The sequence below is a fragment of the Nocardia sp. NPDC020380 genome (assembly GCF_044386975.1).
Taxonomy (GTDB): domain Bacteria; phylum Actinomycetota; class Actinomycetes; order Mycobacteriales; family Mycobacteriaceae; genus Nocardia.
Genome location: NZ_JBIRVQ010000001.1, coordinates 463,071 through 483,962, shown reverse-complemented (window position 1 = coordinate 483,962; position 20,892 = coordinate 463,071). Strand labels below are relative to the sequence as shown.

Here is a 20,892-nt window from a genome sequence, read left to right as displayed (position 1 = left end):
CGGGAGCCGGCCGGCGCGGGCGCGCATGACCGGGACTCAGCGCCGTCAGCAGCTCATCGAGATCGGGCGGGCGCTGTTCGCCGAGCGCGGGTACGACGCGACCTCGATAGAGGAGATCGCCGCGCGGGCGCAGGTCTCGAAACCCGTGGTGTACGAGCACTTCGGTGGCAAGGAAGGTTTGTACGCCGTGGTGGTGGATCGCGAGATGTCCACGCTGCTCGCCATGATCACCGAATCGCTCATCGAGAACCGGTCGCGGGTGCGCCTGGAGCAGGTGGCGTTGGCGTTGCTGACATATATGGAGGAGCGGACCGATGGGTTCCGGATCCTCATGCGAGACCAGCCGGTTTCCGCGGCCGAGGGCACCTACTCCAGTCTGCTGAACGAAGCGGTGAATCAGGTGGCGCACATCCTCGCCGGAGATTTCGAACGCCGCGGCTTCGATACGAGTTTGGCCACCCTCTACGCGCAAGCGCTGGTAGGCATGGTCGCGACCGCCGCCACCTGGTGGCTGGACGAGCGATCTCCCTCCAAGGAAGTGGTAGCTGCGCACCTCGTGAACCTCTGCTGGAACGGTCTGACCCATCTGGAGGCGGACCCGAAGCTGGGCTCGGAATGGCCCAGCGGCAAAGGGTTGAAGAACCCCTCGGTCTGATAATCCGTCGGTACCGGGGCGGAACTGGACAGTTAACCAGCGAATTGCGAAGGAGGACGGGTCGAATGCTCGAATCGGCTGGCATCCGGCAGCCGGGTGGTACGGTTCACCCATCCTACGAGTGCTGTTCGAACTGTGATGTCGGTCAACTTCGGGATGTCGGTCTACTTCAGGATGGCTGGTTTGATGACAGGCGGATCTGATGGCTAGGCAAGCGCGTGCGGAGATCACTCGCGATTCCGTCCTCGCGGGCGCGGCCGATGTCTTTCTGCGGCTGGGCTACGCGAACGCGTCCCTGTCCGAGATCATCGCGCAGTCGAATGTGACCAAGGGCGCCCTGTACTTTCACTTCGGCTCCAAGGAGGAGCTGGCCCGCGCCGTGGTCGATCAGGGCAACGAGCGGCTGGTCAGCGCCTGTCAGGGATTCTTCGATCCGCGGGTGCCGGCGCTGGAGGCCTGCATCGGAATCACCTATGTGGTAGCCGATCTCACCATGAACGACCCGATGGTCGGGGCCATGCTCAAGCTGACCCACCAGATCGGCGACTATCGCGGCGCGGGCGGCGAGAACATCGCCAAGACCTGGGGTGAGACGCACCGGCTGCTCGCCGAAAGGGCCATCGCCCAAGGCGATCTCGAAGCGGGCCTGGATCCGGAGACCATCGGCCTGCTGCTGCAGGAGATGACCACCGGCGTGCACATCGTCGCGGTCAGCACCGAGTCCATCGACCAGATGGCGACGCGCATGGAACGCGCCTGGTACTTCCTGCTGCCGTCGATCGTTCCGGACGAAAAGGTCGCGTACTTCAGGGAATTCGCGGCGCGCCGCCTGCGCCGCTACGTCCAATGAACTGAGCCAACCGCGGGGGAGCTTCGGGGGCAAGCCCCGGAAACCCCCGTCCCGGCGGCTACTTGACGCCGGCCTTCCACTTGTCCAGCGCCTTGTTCAGGACCGTGGTGGCCTCGCTGTCGACGTAGTCGGTGCTGTTCGCGTTGTAGTCGAAGATCCAGAGCTTGTTGCCGGAGCGGGCGGCGTAGTGCAGGCCCTTGGCCCGGCCGCCGCCGTCGGTGGTCGCGTCCAGCTGCCAGCCGACGATTTCGTCTCCGGCACTGGGTGTTCCGCCGGTCTTCGTGTAGCTGATGCGGAGTCCGTCGTAGATGACGGCCGGGCATTTCTCGAAGACGTTCTTCTCCTGCTGGAAGTCGGCTTCGGCCTGATCGTCGGTTTCGTATTGCACCGAAGTCTTCACGGTGGGACCGGAAACCGTGCCGGTCCGCGCGAACGCGGTCTTCGCCTTCGCCAGCGCGGGGGCGCCCGGGGTCGAGTACTGGCGGAGCAGCGTGGTGCAGTCGGGCGTCTCGCCGGAGACCTTGTTCGCGTCGTCCGGATCATCCCAGTTCTCCCGGTCGGGCGTCTCCGTCCAGGCGCTCGGCACATCGGATTCGGACAACAGGAGTGCCGTGAGGTCCGCGGTGCTCGGCGCGGCGGCGGGCGCGGCCGAGGTGGTCTCCGCGGCGGGGGCCGGGGCGATGGGAGTGGCCGGGCTGCTCGTCCGGGTGGCGGGGGTCGCGCGCTTGATCCCGTCGTCGGACAGGGTGGCCACGATCGCCACCACGGCGCCGAGCGCCAGGATCACGACCGCGCCGAGGACGGCCAGCAGGATGAGCCGGCTCTTCCGGGGCGGGGGCGGCGACGGCTGCCGGGTGAACTGCCGCAGGAACTGTTGCTGCTGCGGGAGCTGTTGCGGTGGTGGCGACTGCGGCGGAAGTTGCTGCGGTGGTGGCGACTGCGGCCGGCCGTACGCGGGCTGCCCGTAACCCTGGTGCCCGTAGCGTGGATCCTGCGGCGGTGTCGTCATGGCGTCCCCGAACTTCCGGGGTGTGTCGAGGCGATCCGGACAGGGCCCCGAAATCTCCTGCCCCGCGGACAATTGGTATCACAGCCGATTCGGCTCGTCCTGTTTGCACCTGCGGCGGATCACCCGCTGTCGGTGACAACTACTAGACTCGGCTGGCCGTCTGAAACGCTGATCTGCGCCCAGGAGTCTGCCTCATGTCGACCCATCGCCCGCCCCTGGCCGGCCTTGCCGCGGTGGCCGGTGCCGATACCGCCCTCCAGCAGGTCGAGAGCCTGATCGGGCGGGACTCGGCCATGCTGGTGGCGCCCTCGGCGGTGCGGCCGTTCGTGGCCGCGACCATTGCCGGGCAACGCCCCCTGGTGGTGGTGACGGCGACCGGTCGCGAGGCCGACGATCTGACCGCCGAACTGTCGGAGATGCTCGGCGCGGGCGTCGCGGTGTTCCCCTCGTGGGAGACGCTGCCGCACGAGCGCCTGTCGCCGGGCGCCGATACGGTGGGCCGCCGCTTGCAGGTGCTGCGCCGGCTGGCGCATCCGGAAGATCCGGGGTTCACCGAACCGCTGCGCGTGGTGGTCACCACGGTGCGTTCGCTCATGCAGCCGATGGCGGCCGGGCTCGGCGATATCGAGCCGATCGTGCTGCGCCGGGGCGCGGAACACGACTTCGACGAATTGCTCACGCGGCTGGTGGAATTCGCCTACGAGCGGGTGGACATGGTCGGCAAGCGCGGCGAGTTCGCGGTGCGCGGCGGCATTCTGGACCTGTTCCCGTCCACCGCGGATCATCCGGTGCGCGTGGAGTTCTGGGGCGACGAGGTGTCGGAGGTGCGCGCCTTCTCCATCGCCGATCAGCGGTCGCTGCCGGAGGTGCCGGTGGAGCTGGTGGTGGCGCAGCCGTGCCGGGAGTTGCTGCTCAGCGACGATCTGCGGGCGCGGGCCGCCGAGGTGGCGGCCGAGAATCCGGCGGACGCCGCGCTGGTGGAAATGCTGGAGAAGATCTCGCAGGGCATCCCCGTGGAGGGGATGGAGGCGCTGCTGCCGGTGCTGCAGCCCGGCGAGCTGCGGCTGCTCACCGCGGCGCTGCCCGCGGGAACCCATGTGCTGCTGTGCGATCCGGAGAAGGTGCGCACCCGCGCCGCCGATCTGGTGCGCACCGGTCAGGAGTTCCTGGAGGCGTCGTGGACGGCGGCCTCGTTCGGCGGGGCGGCCCCGCTGGGCGCGCACGGCCTGGATCTGGCGGCCTCGTCGTACCGCGGGCTCGATGTGGTGCGCGCGGATGCCGAGCAGCGTGGCCTGCCGTGGTGGACGCTGAGCCCGCTGGCCGCGGACGATCCGAACGAGATCGTGCTGCCGGTGCTGTCGGCGGCGTCGGCGCGTGGCTCCGAGGAACTGGTCGCCACCATCTTCGCGTCGCTGCGCGCGCATGTGGCGACCGGCGGCCGGGCGGTCATCGTGGTGGCGGGTCACGGTACGGCGCAACGCATTCTGGAGCGGTTGTCCGATGCCGAGGTGCCGGCCGCCGCACTCGAGGCCGGTGCGGAACCGGTCCGCGGACTGGTCGGTGTGCTGTGTGGTTCGCTGCACGACGGCATCATCTTCGACGACGCCAAACTCGTGGTGATCGCGGAATCCGACCTCACCGGCAACCGGGTCACCGCGCCCGGCGAAGGCAAGAAGCTCGCCGCCCGCCGCCGCAATCAGGTGGACCCGCTGGCACTGAGCTCCGGCGACATGGTGGTGCACGATCAGCACGGCATCGGCCGCTTCGTGGAGATGATCGAGCGCACCGTGGGCGGCGCCCGCCGCGAGTACCTCGTCATCGAATACGCCCCCGGCAAGCGCGGCCAGCCCGGTGACCGGCTGTTCGTGCCCATGGATTCCCTGGATCAGCTGTCCCGCTACGTGGGCGGCGAGATGCCGAGCCTGTCCAAGCTCGGCGGCTCGGACTGGGCGAATACGAAACGCAAGGCGCGCAAGGCGGTTCGCGAGATCGCCACCGAGCTGGTGCAGCTGTACGCCGCCCGGCAGGCCGCGCCCGGTCACGCCTTCGGCCCCGACACGCCGTGGCAGCAGGAGATGGAGGACGCGTTCGCGTTCACCGAGACCGTCGACCAGCTCACCGCCATCGCCGAGGTGAAATCGGATATGGAGAAGTCGGTCCCCATGGACCGGGTGGTCTGCGGTGATGTCGGCTACGGCAAGACCGAGATCGCGGTGCGCGCCGCCTTCAAGGCGGTGCAGGACGGTAAGCAGGTCGCGGTGCTGGTGCCGACAACCCTGCTGGCGCAACAGCATCTGCAGACCTTCACCGAGCGCATGGCCGGTTTCCCGGTGAATGTGAAGGGCCTGTCCCGCTTCACCGATGCCGCGGAATCGCGCGAGATCATCGACGGCATGGCGGTCGGCGAGGTGGATGTCGTGGTCGGCACGCACCGGCTCATCCAGACCGGGGTGCGCTGGAAGGATCTCGGCCTGGTCGTCATCGACGAGGAACAGCGGTTCGGCGTCGAGCACAAAGAACACATCAAGGCGCTACGCACGCACGTGGACGTGCTCACCATGTCCGCCACCCCGATTCCGCGCACCCTGGAGATGAGCCTGGCCGGCATCCGCGAGATGTCGACCATCCTCACCCCGCCGGAGGAGCGGCATCCGGTCCTCACCTATGTCGGCGCGTACAACGACAAGCAGGTGGCGGCCGCGCTGCGCCGCGAACTGCTGCGCGACGGCCAGGTGTTCTACGTGCACAACCGGGTGTCCTCGATCGACAAGGCGGCCAAGCGGATTCGCGATCTGGTGCCGGAGGCGCGGGTGGCGGTCGCGCACGGCCAGATGCACGAGGACATGCTGGAGAAGACCGTGCAGGGCTTCTGGGAGCGGGAATTCGATGTGCTGGTGTGCACCACCATCATCGAGACCGGTCTGGACATCTCCAATGCCAACACCCTGATCGTGGAACGTGCGGACGCGCTGGGTCTTTCGCAGCTGCACCAGCTGCGTGGCCGCGTGGGCCGCTCGCGGGAACGCGGGTACGCGTACTTCCTGTACCCGCCGGAGAAGCCGCTCACCGAGACCGCCTACGACCGGCTGGCGACCATTTCGCAGAACTCGGATCTGGGCGCGGGTATGGCGGTGGCCATGAAGGACCTGGAGATTCGCGGTGCGGGCAATGTGCTCGGCGCGGAGCAGTCCGGGCATGTGGCCGGCGTCGGCTTCGACCTGTACGTGCGCCTGGTGGGCGAGGCGGTGGAGGCGTACCGCGCCGCCGCCGACGGCCGGCCCATCACGGTGGACGAGGAGGCCAAGGAGGTGCGCATCGATCTGCCGGTGGACGCGCACATTCCGCCCGATTACATCGCCTCGGACCGGTTGCGCCTGGAGGCGTACCGCAAACTGGCTGCCGCCCAGGACGATTCGGGTCTGGCCGCGGTGGTGGAGGAACTGGTCGACCGGTACGGGCCATTGCCCGTGGAGGTGGGCCGCCTGGTGTCGGTGGCGAAGCTGCGCCTGCTGGCCCGCGAGTACGCCATCGCCGAAATCGGCGTCACCGGAACCACTCTCAAGGTGTCGCCGCTGCAGCTACCCGATTCCAAGCAGCTGCGGCTCAAGCGGCTCTACCCGAATGCCACCTACCGCGCGGCGACCGGCATCGTGCAGTTGCCGTTGCCGCGGGTGGAGGACAGTGTGGGCGCCGCGCGGGTGCGCGATGTGCAGGTGCTGCAGTTCGTGGCCGATCTGCTGCTGGCGCTGGACGGCAAAGCGCCCGGGGCCGTGGATGTCCGGGTCGCGTCCGAGGCCTCGGCGGCGCGATGACCTTGGAGACGACTCGATGACCCTGGACCGCGCACAGGCGACGGCTCAGCTCACCGAGGGCCTGGCCGAGGCCGTCGACGTGATGGATCGGTTGTGGCGTTTCGGCGGCTGGGAGATCACCCAGACCCACGATTCGCTGCGCCCGTACCTGCTCGAGGAGACCTACGAACTCCTCGACGCCATCCAGGACGGCGATGCGGAGACCATCAAGGAGGAACTGGGCGACCTGCTGCTGCAGGTGCTGTTCCACTCCCGGATCGCCGAGGCCGCAGGCGAATTCACCGTCGCCGACGTGGCCGCCGCCCTGGTCGCGAAGCTGGTGCACCGCAGCCCGCACCTGGTGGACAACGGCATCGACCCGGCCGCGAGCATCGAGGAGAAGGTCGCCGCGCAGGAACGCGCCTGGGACGAGCGGAAATCCGCGGAGAAGTCCCGCCGCTCCTGCCTGGACGGCATCGCCATGGCGCAGCCCGCCCTGGCCCTGGCCGAGAAGGTCCGCTCCCGCAGCAGCAAGGGGGGTTTACCGGAAGAGTTGATCCCCGAAGCATTACGTGTCATCCACCTCGGCGGCCCCGGCAGCGCCGAAGAACAGCTGCGCAAGGCCACTCTGGCATTCGCGGCGAAGATTCGCGCCGCCGAGGACGCGGCGGAAAACGATCGTGCCGAACGGCGTCCCCTGACCTCGGCGGACTGGCTGCGGTACTGGCCGCGCGGCTGACCCCCTGAGTTGGGCCACAGCACATTTGGTGGGATTGCGGCAGTGTTGCCTCGGGCCGGAATCGGCTAGCGTCTGACGTGTGCATGATGAGGGCCGTGAGCAGGTGACCGAGTACTACCCCTCGAAGTCGGGAACGATCGGCGCTCTAGCCTTCTGTCTGCTCATGACGGCGCTGCCCGCGGTGGTGGTCTTCGACAACGGCGAGACGCCGCCCTGGCGGGCGATGGCCGGATTCACCATGCTGCTCTTCGGATTCGGCGTTTGTGCCATGGCACGAGAGATCGTCCGGCCCGAGCCGACGCTGGTGCTCAACGAGCACGGATTCACCTATCACGGCTATCCGCACGTGGCCTGGAACGAGGTCGAGAAGCTGCGCTTGCGGGTGGGCCGGCTGCGCAGCGGCGGCCGCGAGGAGCGGATCGCCGAAGTGGTCATGCGCGATCCGGACGACTTCCGCGCGCGGGTCGTCGCCCTGGGTGACGCGGCGGCGAAACGGGCGGCGCCCCGCTCGTTGCTGATCGTCCCGGAGCGGCTGCCGGTGCCGCTCGACGAAGTGCTGGAGGCCATGCGCCGCCACCATGCGGGGTTGCTGGTGACCGAGGCCGGCAACGAGCCGCAGTTCCCGCCCGCGCCGCCGCGGTCCGCGGATCGCGACATGGTGGAGAGCGCCCTGGTGAGTGCGTTCACCGATATGCTGCCGGTCGGCTGGCAGTTCTCGGTGCTGTGGTTCTCGCTGGTCGGCGATGAGGGTCATGCGGGCATCCAGGTGCAGCTCGACGGTGACGACACCGATGACATCAAGCCCGACGAGGAGGTGCTCACGCTGCTGAACCGCCTCAAGGAAGTCTGCTACGACCAGATGACGGGCACCTGGCTGAGCGGCCAGATCGCGCTCAAGGCCGATGTCGACGAGGCCCAGTTCAAGCTGTCGTTCAAGGAGATTCCGGATTGGCTCCCGGTGCCCGACGCCGATGAATGCCGCCGCGAACTGGCCGCGTATCCGCGGGCCGGTGACGAGATACCGGAATGGATGCGCGAGCGGATCTCCTGACCGAGCCCGGGCGGTTCGTCCCCTTACCCGGCTATGCTCAGTGTGGTTTCGGGTTCGTAGGAGGGCCAATGCGGGGGCGCAGTTTTGCCGGTTGTCTGGGTTTGATGGTGCTGGTTCCGTTCGCGGCCGCGGGGTGCAGCCAGGTGGTGAGCGGTACGGCCGCCCCCGATCCGGTGGTCGCGAAGATCCCGCGGATGACGCCCGATCAGATCCCGAACGTGCTGCTGACCACGGCCGAGATGAATCCGCTGGTCTCCTCGAGCACCCTGACGCAGAAGTTCGAGAACACCTCGCCGACGACGCCGAACTTCACCTACGACCAGCCCACCTGCGGCCCGATGGTCTACACCGGTGATTCGGACACCTACGGCGACCAGTGGAACGGTTACCGTCTGCGCTCCTATCGCGAGCCCGGCGACAACTACGACCACGCCATCTTCCAGACGGTCACCACGTTCGCGAACTTCCTGGTGGCCGAGGATCTGGTGGCCAAGTATCGCGACATCCTCGCGCAGTGCCAGAACAAGGACATCCTGAACACGCCGAAGGATCCGAAGGACGGCAACCCGAGCACCCTGCACATCACGCAGGTGGCCCACAACAGTGATCCGTCCGCCGATTCGGTCGATTGGACCACCGGCGCCACCGGCGATACCTGGGTCTGCTCCGACACCATGCGCACCGAGGGCAATGTGGTCATCGAAGTCTCCAGTTGCGCCAACTCCGATGCCCGCACCGCCGCCGTCATCGCCGACCGCATAGCCGCCAAGATCCAGCAGCAATCCTGACGGCTGTCGCGGTCGTTCGAGTTCGGCTGGGACGACTCAGTTTTCGGCGAGGTAGCGTTCGACGGTCGCCACCTTGGCGGTGATCGCGTCGGTCACGCCCGGGCGGATATCGGCCTTCAAGACGAGGCTGCAGCGCGGCGCCACGGCGAGGATGGCGTCGGTGGCCTGTTTGACCACGGCCATCACCTCGTCCCATTCGCCTTCGATCGTCGTGAACATGGCGCTGGTTTCGTTGGGGAGGCCGCTGGCCCGGACCACGCGTACTGCTTCGGCGACCGCGCGGCCCACGTCCGCGCCGGTGCCGAGGGGGGAGACCGAGAAGGCGATGATCATACGTTCACACCGTAGTCGCGGGCGATGCCGGCGAGCCCGGAGGCATAGCCCTGGCCGATGGCGCGGAACTTCCATTCGGGGCCGTGGCGGTAGAGCTCGCCGAAGACCATGGCGGTTTCGGTGGAGGCGTCCTCGGTGAGGTCGAAGCGGGCGAGTTCGCTGCTGGTGACGGCGTCGAGGACGCGGATGTAGGCATTGCGGATCTGGCCGAAGGATTGCCGGCGCAGGTCGGCCTCGTGGATGGAGACCGGGAAGAAGATATTGGTGATGGTCGGCGGGGTGTTGGCGAGGTCGACATTGATCACCTCGTCGTCGCCCTCGCCCGCGCCGGTGAGGTTGTCGCCGGTGTGCTCGATGGTGCCCTCGGGGGAGCGCAGGTTGTTGTAGAAGATGAAGTGCTGATCGGACAGCACCCGCTGGTCGGCGCCGCAGGCCAGCGCGCTGGCATCCAGGTCGTAGTCGGCGCCCGTGGTGGTGCGCACATCCCAGCCGAGCCCGACGGCGACCTTGGTCAGGTTCGGGGCTTGCTTGGATAGCGAGACATTGCCGCCCTTGGCCAGGCTGACAGACATGGGTGAACTCCCTTCCCGACGGCGCGCGTCGGCGCCGGTTCCGCTTCCGATTATGGTCGAAAGCGGCACGGGTCCGGGAGAGTCCTCAGTTGCGTTCGGCCGCCATGGCTTTCAGTGTGGCGACGCGCTTCTCGAGGTACCGCAGTTCACTGTCGTCGAGGACGGAACGCTGGATGCCGGTGGTCACCGCGAACGCCGACTGCCGATGATCGTCGATCGCCTCGACGTCGATGGCCACCGCGGCGTAATCGTCGGCGCCCGGCATGGGATCGGCGAGTACGGCCGCCGTGCCGCGGGCGGCCAGCGCCACATTGCCGCCGCCGAGGATCAGCAGCGCCACCTCCGGCCGCTCCCGTAGCCGGGCCAGCGAACCGCGATCGGACTTGAGGCTCAGCAGGATTCGGCGATCGCCGGCGCGTACCGGCCAGGACACGGGGATGGCGTGCGGGGCCGGGTCGGTGGTGACGAGGACCGCGATCGTGTCGAGCGGCCATTCGGGGAGGGCATCCAGTTCGGGGTGATCGGACACCGTAGAGGGCTCCTGACGTTCCCGCGCTTCGGCTACCATCTGCACACCTCACCATCGGGTCTCACACAGCGGGCTGGACTGTGTTGCCATGAAGTGTATGCCGTTGCCGCCGTGGCTCGCTGGCCTCCACGGTGGGTACCCGGATCGCGAGCGGCGTCCGCTTTGTCGGTTACGAGTGTGAAAACACCGGCGGACCTGCGGGGTAATGGATTGACGAGAAGCGGTTACAGTTGCATCATTCGTTACAGTCCCTCGACTGATCGAGGTCATGCGAGTAACCGGCCGATGACCGTCCGGGGGCCCGGGGTGGAGTAGGCCCATAGATCGTCCACCGCCGCCGGTGCGGGCGAACGCAAGCAGTATCAAACCCTGGCGCAGTGGGCGCCATGTGAACGAGTGAGGTGAGTGCGAATGGGTTTCCGGCCGTATCCGACCCGGCCGATGGCGATGGTCACCGGTCTTCCCGCATCTCGCCCCGCTCTCTCCGCACCGTTCCGCTGAATGCGCGCAACGGTTTTCACGGCTGCCGCCGGTCCCGCTGCGTGGGCCGGCGTGAGTTCGTGTCACCGCGAAGGTCAGACGTGAGGTGAAGAGCGCGAACAGAGCGGAGAACGGTGATGGTGAGTGTGAATCTGGTGGTGTCGGCGGCGGTTATCGACGATCTGCGCTACCTGCGGGGGGAATTGACGCTGGCGGAGGTGCCCTACCTGCTGGTGCGGGACGGCGACCATCGGCTGGTGCTGGCGGTGGACAGCATGCACGCGGCCGCGGTGCGGCGGGTGCTGGGCGCGGCCATGGTGGCAGGGTTCTCCTGCAATGAGAAGCAGCACAATGTGTTCCGCCTCGGCCGCGATTGGGATCCGGCGCATCACGTGGAGATCGAACTGTGGAAGTACCACGGTGACACCGTGGAGTGCCCGCGCCCGAATGCCTTGACCCGCACCGTCTTCGACCTCGACGATGTCGAGTTCACCACGGTGCTGCTGTACGACGCCAGCTGGCCCACCCTGGCCGGCATGTTCACCCGGCATCCCACCGATGTCGGCTTCGACATCGACCTGGTCTACTCCTGGGTGGACGGCGCCGATCCCGAATTCCGGGCCCGCCGTGCGGGAATGCTCGCGCAGGTGGTGGTCGGCGAGGGCGATGACGCGGACGCCCGCATCCGGCAGATCGACGAACTGCGGTACGCGTTGCGCTCGGCGCACAAGAACGCGCCCTGGCTGCGCCGCATCTTCATCGCCACCGATTCCCGGGTGCCGGACTGGCTGTCCGAGGATCCGAAGGTCACCATTGTGCGTGCGGTGGACCATTTCTCGGACACCAGCGGGCTGCCGGTATTCAATTCCCATGCGGTGGAATGCCAATTGCAGCACATCGACGGGTTGTCGGAGCATTTCCTGTACTCCAACGACGATATGTTCTTCGCGCGTCCGGTGCGGCCGTCCATGTTCTTCACGCCGGCCGGGATCAGCCGCTATATCGAGGCGGGCACGCGGGTGGGGCCGGGCGCGAACAATGAACGGCGCAGCGGATTCGAGAATGCCGCGCGGAGGAATCGGCAGTTGCTGGCCGAGCGGTTCGGTCATGTCATCACCCGGCATCTGGAACATACGCCGGTTCCCTTGCGGCGCAGTGTGCTGCTGGAAATGGAACAGGTCTTCGCCGAGGATTTCGCCCGCACCCGGGCGAGCCGTTTCCGCGCCGCCACCGATATCTCGGTGACGAATTCGCTGTACCACTACTACGCCCTGCTCACCGGCCGCGCCGTGCCGCAGGAGTGCGCGAAGATGCGGTACGTGGACACCACCATGTACACCGGCCTGGCCTTGCTGGACGGACTTGCCAAGCGCCGCAATGTGGATTTCTTCTGCCTCAACGACGGCAGTTTCCCGGAGGTGCCGGAAGCCGAACGGGTACGGGCGGTTTCGGAATTCCTGGAAACCTATTTCCCCGAACCCGCCCCCTGGGAGAAGCCGGATACCGTGGCCGCCTTCGAATCCGGCGCGGCCTGACCCCTAGTAGACGGCTTCGCCGTCGGCCTCCTCGGGAGTGGAGGTGCGACGGCGAAGGACGTGCGGGATGCGGGCGGCGGGCGGTATGACGATTCCGGCGTCCGCCAGCCGTTTCGCGGCCTCTTCCGGAGTGGCGGGTTCACCCACGGTCCGGCCGTGCCCCAGCGGCACCACCGAGTGCACGACAGTGTCGGGGTAGATGTGCACGTAATTGAACGATTGCGCCCCGTCCCGGCCGCGCTGGCCGCCGTTGCGGACCGCCAGATCCTGGCTGTAGCAGGTGGCGGAAGCAACCGACACCGGGATCCCGGCGAAGCTCGCACTGGTCGAGAAGTGCAGGTGCCCGGCCAGAATGGCGCGGACGTCGGAGCCGTCCAGCACATCGGCGAGCCGGCGCTGATCGCGTAGTTCGACCGTGACCGCCAGGTCCTGCACGCAGGGAATGGGCGGGTGGTGCATGCCGAGCACGGTGCCGAAGGGCGCCGGTTCGGCGAGAACCTCACGCAGCCAGTCCAATTGGGCGTCGGTGATCTCGCCCCAGTGGTGTCCCGGCACGGTGGTGTCGAGCGAGACGATGCGTAGCCCGTCGATCATGTGCACCGAGTCGAGCGGTGCGCCGGAACCGTTCTCGCCGAGTAGTTCCTGGCGTAGGACCGAGCGGTCGTCGTGATTGCCCGCCACCCAGACCACGGGCGCCCCGATGCGGGCGGCCCAGGGCTCCACCAGTTCGCGTAGCTTGCGATACGCGCCCGGCTCACCCTTGTCGGTGAGGTCGCCGGTGAAGACGATGGCGGTCGGGCTGATATTGCTGTCCTCTGCCTGCCCGAGCAGCTCGCGGAGCCGCTGGACGGCATCGACATCGCCGTACAGTTCGGCCTCGGCGGCGATCAGGTGGGTGTCGCTGAAATGGAACAGCACATGGTCTGCTCGTGGGTACTCGGCGACTCGCGTGATGTGCACGGATCTCTCCCCGGCGTGTGTAGTGCGCCCTTGCTGCTACTGGTAGCCAACGGTCTTGCCGATTCCGTCGCCAGAATAGCGAAGCCCGTTTCTTTCAGGTTGCCCACGCCCAGTGACGACATGCTTGCGGGAAGGTGAGTATTGCGTGTCGGCCTAATGGCCGAGGCTACCGGCCAGCACTCGGGGATGTTCCTGCTCACGTGCATGCAGCAGGGTGAAGTAACGACGCAGCATCAGGACAGCGGTGGTGGCCAGACCGGCCGTCAGCCCCCACCAGACGCCCGCCGCGCCGAGCCGCGCGGGGAAGGCGAGCAGCAAAGCAGTGGGCAATCCCACACCCCAGTAGCCGACGAGTGACAGCCGGAAACCGGCCTTGGTGTCCTTCAGCCCGCGCAGCAGACCGACCCCTACGTTCTGTGCCGCGTCGAAGAACTGCAGCACGATGGCGATGAGCAGCAGCCCGTGCGCGAGGTCCACGGTGGCGCTGTCGGAGTCCACCAGGAACGGCCGCAGCACCCAGTCCGGGGCGAGCACGTAGGCGATGCCGGTGACGGCCGCGACCAGGGCCACGCTGCGCAGCGCCAGCCACGCGACCGACCGCGCGTGCGCGAACTCGTCGCGCGCCACCGCCTTGCTCACCAGGATCGAGGCGCCGTGCGAGAGCCCGATGGCGACCTGGAACACGATGTAGACGAGCTGGTAGACGATATTGTGCGCGGCCAGCGCGGCCGCGCCGATGCTGCCCATGACCAGCGCCAGCACCGAGAACATGCCGGCCTCGGACCCGTAGGTGAGCGCGATGGGGGTGCCGAGTTTCAATTCCGCCGTGACGGTGCCCAGCTGCACCGGCCACATCCGGAGCGGCAGTGTCGCACCGAGTTTGGCGTCCCGCCGCACCATGGTCCAGAACACCCCGAAGGTGATCAGGAAGACCAGTGAGGTGGCGACGCCGATCCCGGTGAGTCCCAGGTCCGGCAGGCCGGCCCAGCCGTGCATGAACGCCAGTGCGAGAGCCAGATTCAGCGCCACCGACCCGACCGTGACGAACAGCAGCGCCTGCGGCCGCTGCATGCCGACGGTGTACTGCCGCAGCACCTGGAACCACAGGCAGGGCAGCAGTCCCGGCGCGAGCGCGACCATCATGGGCCGCGCCTCGGCCAGTACGGCGGCGTCCTGGCCGAGCCAGTGCAGCGACCAGCCCAGCCCGATGAGCAGTGCGCCGCCGAGTAATCCGGCGAGGGTGGCGATCAGGAAGCTCGACCGCACCACCTCCCGCACCTCGCGGTCGACCCGGTTGCCCTGCTTCTCCGCCCGGCTCACCACGGTCGCGACCTGATTGCCGGTGCCCGTGATCAATCCGACGCACATGGTCCGAATCTGGTTGAACAGCACCAGCGCCAGCCCGCCCGCCGCGACCTGCCGCACCCCGAGCGTCCCCATCAGCGCGATATTGGTGGTGGACACCGCAACCTGAGCCAACTGCGTCAAAGCGATAGGCGTGGCAAGCGCGGTCAGTTGCCGCCCATCGGATTGCCGGAGCGCACCGATCATTTGGCGGCAGCCCCCTCCAACTGCGCGATGGCCTGCTCCACCCTGCTCGCCTGATCCGCGAGTCGCTTGCGATGCGTCTCCAGCGCCTGCCGCACCCCGTCGCCGGATTCGTCGGCCAGCGCCTCGCCGATCTCGTGGATCGGCATGTCCACCAGATGCAGCAGGTGGATCAATTTGGCCTGTGGCACTTGCCCATCGGCGTAGTCGTGCAGGGTCGCGCCGGTCAGCCCGTTCTCGATGGCGAACGTGTCCGGCAGCGCGTAGTGCAGGTGCCGCAGCACGCCGATCTCCCGCGGGTCGGGCCGCTGCGGCGGCCGCAGCGCACCGAGCAGTTGCGCGACCTCCCACTGCTTGCCCTTGTCGATCAGATCCCGATCGCTCATCCATTCCTCGTCGAACACGGTGTCCAGGTACTTCTCCCCGTCGTCGTTGATGATCACGACGATGGTGGAGTAATCCGGATACTCGTTGATCCGGGTGAGCGCCGCATACACGGAACTACCCGAAGACCCGCCGATCATGAGCCCGATCTCGCCCGCGAGCGTCCGAGCGGTGGCGAAGGCATCCACATCGGAGACCTTGATCCGATCCTCCTGATCGATGAGGCGCAGATCCTGATCGACATGCACCCCCGGCACCGCCCCCTCCGGCGTCCCCGTCCCCGACTGCCAATAATCATGCGCCGGACCACCGAACGCGATGGACCCCTCCGGCTCCACCCCCACCAGCCGCGGCTCGCACCCCAGCTCCCGCAATCCCCGCGCCGTCCCGAACAACGACCCCCCGGTCCCCACCGCCCCCGCCAGAATGTCTATTTTGCCGAGATCCGCCAGCAACTCCTCCGCCAGCGAGTAATACCCCACCCCATTGGCGAGATTGTCATGCTGCGCCGGAAAATAAGCCCCCGCATCCCGCGCCATCCGCTCGGCCAACTCCTCCCGAGCCGAGGTCGACAACCCCTCGTCCCCATCCTCGTCCACGAAAACCAGCTCGGCCCCCATGGCCCGCATGCCATTCAACTTGGCCTGGCACGCATGGTGATCGACCACCGCGGTGAACCGATATCCCCGTTCCCGTGCGACCACGGCGAGCCCGAGTCCGGTATTGCCGGAGGTCGATTCGATAATGTGCCCGCCCGGTTCGAGCAGCTTGCGCCGTTCCGCATCCAACACCATCGCCCGCGCCATCCGAATCTTGGCCGCGCCGGTCGGGTTCATCGTCTCGAGTTTCAGAAATAACCTCGACCCGGTTTCGGGGCTGACGGCGAGCTCGAACAGCGGGGTCTGTCCGATCAACTCCGACACGCGCCTGGCAATAACCGGCATCTAAGGATTCTCCTCGAGGATTTGGAGCATGGATGTGGAAGGGTGCGGTCGAGCCCATCGGATTCTGTCAGATTCGGGACGCGTCGGAGTCGAGCTCCCAGAGGAATTGTCGTCCATTTTCCGCTTCCCGCAAGATGATCTTCGGGGGAATGGGTAATTCGTGGAAGCGGCTCTCGTTGCTGTCCATCTGGTACCCGGCGGTATTCGGATAGATCAGCAGGTCGCCGATCTTGGCGGGGCGGGGGAGTGGGATGCGGCGCCAGCTGAGCATGTCGTCGTCGAGGCAGGTGGTGCCGCCGACGCAGGTGGGGGTGAGTTCGTCGTTGTCGGCAGGGGGTCGGCGGGTCCAGAGGACGGGGTCCGGCAGGTATTCGGTGGCGAACCATTGCTCGGAGAGGCTCAGGCTGCTGCCGTTGACGGTGACTATGTCGTAGGCGGTGCCGTCCACGTCGCGGGTTTTGACGCCCTGGACGGTGAAGACGGTGCTGCCGGCGCGGTCCAGGAGGGCGCGGCCGGGCTCGATCGCGAGGCGAATGTGGTGGTCGCGCAACCTTTTACCGAGGCCGCCGTGCTGCAGGACGGCGGCCAGCATGGCGGGGCCGGGGGTGCTGAAGTGGTAGGGGTAGAAGGTCGAGGCGTCGAAGGCGCGGTCGCCGTGGAACCAGAGGGGATTGACCTCCTCCAGGAAGGTGCGCCAGGCCTGCTCGGGGACGTAGTTGACGCCGAATCCGCCGCCGATGGAGATGATCTCGGCGGGGTGGCCGAGGCGGCGGGCTTCGAGTACCCGGCCGATCAGCGCGGTGGCGAGTTCGGCGCGGTCGGCGATCTCGTAGCCGGTGAGGTGGAAGCTGTAGCCCTCCAGCCGGATCCGGGTGCCGGTGAGGTGGGTGAGTGCGTCGCGCAGTTCGGTGTCGGTCATGCCGAAGCGGCTGGTCGAGCCGGGTGGCAGGACGCGCAGCAGGATGCGGGCGGAAAGTGTTGTGGCGCGCAGGCGTTCGAGCTCTTCCGGATCGTCGATGGCGATCAGCGCATTGTGCGCTGCCGCCAGGCGCAAGAGCTCCGTGGATTTGGCGGGGCCGGTGACCACCAGATCCACGCCGCGCACGCCGCCCGCGAGCGCCGCGCCGAGTTCACCGGCGCTGGAGACGTCCACGCCGGCACCGGTTTCCGCGCAGGCGTGCACCACGCAGCGGGCCTTGTTGGCCTTCTTCCCGTAGTAGATGGCGCCGTCGAGGCGGTGCTTCGCGAAGACGTCCCGAAAGGCGCGGATGTTGGACCGGACCCGGTCGGGATTGAGGAGATGGAAGGGGCCGCCGACCTTCGCGGCGATGGCGGACAGTGCCCAGGGGTCCGCCAGCAGGCGTTCCTCCCACGGGTCGCGGTAGGCCGGCATCGGGCGGGCGGTGATCGCCGCGCGATCGGGCCGCGGCGCGGGGAGCGCTCTCACGATTGCTGTCAGGACGGTCTCCTTTCGTCGGGCGATTCGGCGCGGGTCAATCCCAGAGGGGCACTTCGGTGCCGCGGCCTTGTTCGATCGCGCGGGTGGCGAGGGCGTGGGCGACGGCGATGTCGGTGAGGACGAGGCCGCTGTTGTAGACGAAGATGCGTTCGTCCTCGCCGAGGCGGCCGACGGCGCGGCGGCTGAGGATCTGGGGTAGTTCGGCGTCGACCCGGCGTAATCGGCCGTCGGGGCCGGCCATATCGGTGCCGGTGAGGGACATCTGCTCGGCGCTGGTGGCGATGACGCGGTCGGCGGCGGTCAGGGTGGAGGGGGCCAGGCCGTAGCCGACGAGGACGACGGTGGCGCCGGGTTGCAGGTCTTCGGCTTCGATGGCGACCTTGGTGCCGGGGCCGGCGGTGGCGAGGATGACGTCGGCGGTGCGGGCGGCGGCCACGGGGTCGTCGACGATCTCCAGTTCCGCGCGCGGATGATGGTGCAGCAGTTCGCGATTGACCGCGTCCAGGCCCTCGGGATGGGTGCCGTAGAGCATGAGCCGCTCGAGTTGCGGGTTGGCGGCGAGCAGGTGCGGGAGGGCATTGCGGCCCTGGGTGCCGGTGCCGATCAGCAGCACGCTGCGCGCGCCGGGGCGGGCGGTCTCGCGCACCAGCAGCGCCGAGACCGCGGGCGTGCGCAGGGCGCCGACGCGCGCGCAGTCCATCATGGCGACGGGCATGCCGGTGGCGTCGTCGTAGAGCGTGATGGTCGTGTAGTAGCGCTTGGTGCTGCGGTCGTGGTGCGGGTCGAACTTGTAGGACGTCTTCATGGCGACCACCCGGCGGTGGCCGTCGCGCCCGAGCATGGCGTAGGCGACCGACCAGCCGTCCGGATGGGCGACGCTGAGTTTGCGCGGGTTATCCGAATCCCCGGCCGCCAGGGCGAGATACGCCTCTTCGACGGCGCGGATCACCTCGGCCGGTCCGATGGGTACGTCGGCGAGGTCGCTGCGGCTGAGTACGCGCAGCGGAGTGGGTCGGGCATTCACGGTTGACTACCTCGGGTCGTGCGGAAGGGCGCCACCACACGCTGGCCGTACCCGTTCTCGGCCGCCTCGGCCGCGGCGCGGCGACGGTGTGGCAATCGGATGTTGACCCGTTTGAGCCAGCGGTCGGTGCCGTCGTAGCGGGGGGTGAACGGCACCCGCCCGTGCACCACAACATCATTGTCCACCAGCAGGAGTTCTCCCGGGGTCAAAGCGGCGGTGATGCACACCCTTTCGAGTTCCGCGCTCAAATGGTCGTAGGCGGCGCGGAATTCGTGATCGGCGTCGTCCAGCGGGGTGTACGCGGGGTCGAAGCGCAGGGTGAGTCGTCCTTCGTCGTCGCCGAGGGTGGCGACGGGCGGCGCCGCGGCGTCCGGGAAGTCGCTGCCGTAGGAGACGTCGGGCAGGATGGGCAGTTCGGCCCGGCCGAGCCGATCACGTTGCGCCGCATCGAGTTCCACCCGCCGCACCGAGGAGACGGTGGTGCCGACCCGGTCGGGATTGCGCAGGCAGCCGAGCATGAGCAGGTTGGCGCGCCGCGGGTGGAAGGCGTCCTCGGTGTGCGGGCAGAGCAGCGTGGTGCTGCTCGCGCCGGACTGTTCGTGCTCGTGTCCGGGGGTGGGCAGGATGTTGTTGACCAGGCGTCCGCCCTGTTGCCCCTCCCAGCCGAACGGTTCGCCGGCGCAGCGGGCCAGCAGCAGCATGGTGAGGTCGAGCGCGAACGAGCTGGAGTCGTGCGCCGGGTCCCCGGCCTGCGCGGCGGCGATGCGCCAATCCCGCGGTGTGCGGCCGAGTTCCGTGTCGCTCAGCGGTAACCGGCCGACGACGGTGACGCCCGCGCTGGTAGCGGGCGGTCGCAGCGCCTCGCGGACCGCGGCGGGCAGTTCGGCGGCGCGCACGTCGATGTGGTGCAGCAGGGCCGGATCCGTCAGCGTGGCCGCGGTCGCGGCGCTCGCACCGACTATGACCGTGATCTCATCGGCGAGGGCGCGCACCGCGTACGCGGCGTCGTCGGGGAGGGTGCGTCGTTCGAGTTCCGAAGGGTGAAGCGTCTTACGTTCGAAGAGAACGCTTTTCGCCAAGGGAGTGCCTTCCCGGGCTCGGAGGTGACGTGGGGATTTCAGACTCGCTGAGCGAAACTAGTTCGTCCGCAGACGTTTGGCAAGGCTTACCTAATGGCGTGTCCGGTTGATAGCTAATAGGTATCGGAAGCAAGACCGGAGATTAGCTCGAGCCCGGCCCCCGGTGCGACTCGCGCCGTTCGGCGTTCACCTGGTGGATGCCGGGACGATCTATCTGGATGATGAAGTGGTGCGTTCCATGACGGCCGGCCCACGCGGCGCCAAGACTCGCGCCGGCCTCTTGGGCGCGGCGGCTGCTCTATTACTGCTGACGGGTTGCGGCACAATGCATCTCACCCCGGTCCCCGACGATATGCCGCCGCCCGCGGGTGCGCCGCTGCCGCCGATCAATGTCGACGCGCCGGGACGCGCGGCGCTGCAATTGAAACCGTGGGCGGAGACGCAATCCGACTCGACGGGCATTCCGGTCACTGCGCTGGAGGCCTACGGGTACGCGGCCGCGGTCATGGCGCAGAGCAAACCCGAATGCGGTATCCGCTGGACGACTTTGGCGGGCATCGCGAGCGTCGAGAGCCATCACGGTTCGCACGGCGGCTCGCATCTGAACGACGACGGTGAGGTCACGCCGCCCATTCGTGGTCTGGCACTGGACGGTTCGCCGGGGCGCGCGAAGATCGTCGACACCGATGCGTCCACACCCGGCAATACGGTCTACGTCCGGGCCATGGGCCCGTTCCAGTTCATTCCCGAGACCTGGAAGCGCTGGGGCGTGGACGCGAACGGCGACGGCGTCATCGATCCGGACAATATCGACGACGCGGCTTTGACTGCGGCGCGCTATCTCTGCGCGATGGGCGGCGACCTGACCGGTGCCCCCGGCTGGCAGAAGGCGCTGCTCACCTACAACCAGTCGCAAGAATATATGAACACGGTGCGCTACCGAGCGGCCGCTTACAGCGTTGGGCGGCGCGCCTGACACAACCCGCCGGATCTGGCCGATCCTTTTGCCTGTACACAACGTTCAAGTCCGCGGCCCGGCTCGGTCTGGACTGACGGAGCGGGGGAGCGAAGCGGAGGAGCGGAGGAGGGAAGACCGAGCTTGCAGGGCTGCGGACACGCCCGGAGCGGAGCGGAGGGCCAAATAGGCACTGCTAGGCTCGGA

17 protein-coding genes and 1 pseudogene are annotated in these 20,892 nt (G+C 67.8%); 8 read left to right on the top strand and 10 right to left on the bottom strand.

Annotated features, from left to right (window positions below; genetic code table 11):
- The first annotated feature begins 25 nt into the window (after positions 1-25).
- Both ACH438_RS02240 and ACH438_RS02235 read left to right on the top strand, forming a co-directional pair.
- A complete protein-coding gene (locus ACH438_RS02240; RefSeq protein WP_397000737.1) occupies positions 26-655 on the top strand; it encodes a TetR/AcrR family transcriptional regulator in 630 nt (209 codons plus the stop codon).
- 202 nt (positions 656-857) lie between these two features.
- On the top strand, positions 858-1,505 hold the full coding sequence (locus tag ACH438_RS02235; RefSeq protein WP_397000213.1) for a TetR family transcriptional regulator: 648 nt from the start codon (positions 858-860) through the stop codon (positions 1,503-1,505).
- Between the two features lie 58 nt (positions 1,506-1,563).
- Here the strand turns inward: ACH438_RS02235 and ACH438_RS02230 are convergent, their stop codons facing one another.
- Positions 1,564-2,514 (bottom strand): hypothetical protein, encoded by a 951-nt coding sequence (locus ACH438_RS02230; RefSeq protein WP_397000211.1) that lies wholly within the window; start codon positions 2,512-2,514, stop codon positions 1,564-1,566.
- A 194-nt stretch (positions 2,515-2,708) separates the two neighbouring features.
- Here ACH438_RS02230 and mfd point away from each other — a divergent pair, with 194 nt between their 5' ends.
- The 4 genes from mfd (at position 2,709) to ACH438_RS02210 (ending at position 8,883) form a co-directional block, all read left to right on the top strand.
- Positions 2,709-6,326 carry a transcription-repair coupling factor gene (mfd, locus tag ACH438_RS02225; protein ID WP_397000209.1) on the top strand — a complete coding sequence of 1,206 codons (3,618 nt, stop codon included), beginning with the start codon at positions 2,709-2,711 and terminating at the stop codon, positions 6,324-6,326.
- A 16-nt stretch (positions 6,327-6,342) separates the two neighbouring features.
- Complete coding sequence (locus ACH438_RS02220; RefSeq protein ID WP_397000207.1) at positions 6,343-7,044, top strand: MazG family protein; 702 nt, start codon at positions 6,343-6,345, stop codon at positions 7,042-7,044.
- Between the two features lie 79 nt (positions 7,045-7,123).
- A complete protein-coding gene (locus ACH438_RS02215; protein WP_397000205.1) occupies positions 7,124-8,095 on the top strand; it encodes a hypothetical protein in 972 nt (323 codons plus the stop codon).
- Positions 8,096-8,163: 68 nt separating this feature from the next.
- The gene (locus ACH438_RS02210) at positions 8,164-8,883 is read left to right on the top strand and encodes a sensor domain-containing protein (RefSeq protein ID WP_397000203.1); all 720 of its coding nucleotides are present in this window, start codon (positions 8,164-8,166) and stop codon (positions 8,881-8,883) included.
- Between the two features lie 36 nt (positions 8,884-8,919).
- On the opposite strand, the gene ACH438_RS02205 is transcribed toward ACH438_RS02210, so the two are convergent.
- From ACH438_RS02205 to ACH438_RS02195, 3 genes are all read right to left on the bottom strand, one after another.
- On the bottom strand, positions 8,920-9,216 hold the full coding sequence (locus ACH438_RS02205; RefSeq protein WP_397000201.1) for an MTH1187 family thiamine-binding protein: 297 nt from the start codon (positions 9,214-9,216) through the stop codon (positions 8,920-8,922).
- On the bottom strand, positions 9,213-9,788 hold the full coding sequence (locus tag ACH438_RS02200; protein WP_397000199.1) for a TerD family protein: 576 nt from the start codon (positions 9,786-9,788) through the stop codon (positions 9,213-9,215). Before ACH438_RS02200 ends, ACH438_RS02205 begins: the two co-directional genes overlap by 4 nt.
- 85 nt (positions 9,789-9,873) lie before the next feature.
- Positions 9,874-10,356 carry a hypothetical protein gene (locus ACH438_RS02195; protein ID WP_397000197.1) on the bottom strand — a complete coding sequence of 161 codons (483 nt, stop codon included), beginning with the start codon at positions 10,354-10,356 and terminating at the stop codon, positions 9,874-9,876.
- A gap of 578 nt (positions 10,357-10,934) precedes the next feature.
- Here ACH438_RS02195 and ACH438_RS02190 point away from each other — a divergent pair.
- Positions 10,935-12,332 carry a stealth family protein gene (locus ACH438_RS02190; protein ID WP_397000195.1) on the top strand — a complete coding sequence of 466 codons (1,398 nt, stop codon included), beginning with the start codon at positions 10,935-10,937 and terminating at the stop codon, positions 12,330-12,332.
- A 3-nt stretch (positions 12,333-12,335) separates the two neighbouring features.
- Here the strand turns inward: ACH438_RS02190 and ACH438_RS02185 are convergent, their stop codons facing one another.
- From ACH438_RS02185 to ACH438_RS02160, 6 genes and pseudogenes are all read right to left on the bottom strand, one after another.
- Positions 12,336-13,292, bottom strand: coding sequence for a phosphodiesterase (locus ACH438_RS02185; RefSeq protein WP_397000193.1), 957 nt, complete (start codon positions 13,290-13,292; stop codon positions 12,336-12,338).
- Between the two features lie 153 nt (positions 13,293-13,445).
- Positions 13,446-14,843, bottom strand: a complete 1,398-nt coding sequence (locus ACH438_RS02180) for an MATE family efflux transporter (protein WP_397000191.1) — start codon at positions 14,841-14,843, stop codon at positions 13,446-13,448.
- 284 nt (positions 14,844-15,127) lie between these two features.
- Positions 15,128-16,168: pseudogene (locus ACH438_RS02175) on the bottom strand (PLP-dependent cysteine synthase family protein); the annotation flags it as partial.
- 67 nt (positions 16,169-16,235) lie between these two features.
- Positions 16,236-17,615: an alanine racemase gene (locus ACH438_RS02170; protein WP_397000189.1), complete on the bottom strand. Its 1,380-nt coding sequence runs from the start codon at positions 17,613-17,615 to the stop codon at positions 16,236-16,238.
- Between the two features lie 46 nt (positions 17,616-17,661).
- Positions 17,662-18,651 (bottom strand): ornithine cyclodeaminase family protein, encoded by a 990-nt coding sequence (locus ACH438_RS02165; RefSeq protein WP_397000187.1) that lies wholly within the window; start codon positions 18,649-18,651, stop codon positions 17,662-17,664.
- Positions 18,648-19,730, bottom strand: a complete 1,083-nt coding sequence (locus tag ACH438_RS02160; RefSeq protein ID WP_397000185.1) for a TauD/TfdA family dioxygenase — start codon at positions 19,728-19,730, stop codon at positions 18,648-18,650. Before ACH438_RS02160 ends, ACH438_RS02165 begins: the two co-directional genes overlap by 4 nt.
- Before the next feature lie 238 nt (positions 19,731-19,968).
- On the opposite strand from ACH438_RS02160, the gene ACH438_RS02155 reads away from it, so the two are divergent.
- Positions 19,969-20,706, top strand: a complete 738-nt coding sequence (locus ACH438_RS02155; RefSeq protein ID WP_397000735.1) for a lytic transglycosylase domain-containing protein — start codon at positions 19,969-19,971, stop codon at positions 20,704-20,706.
- Positions 20,707-20,892: the final 186 nt, after the last annotated feature.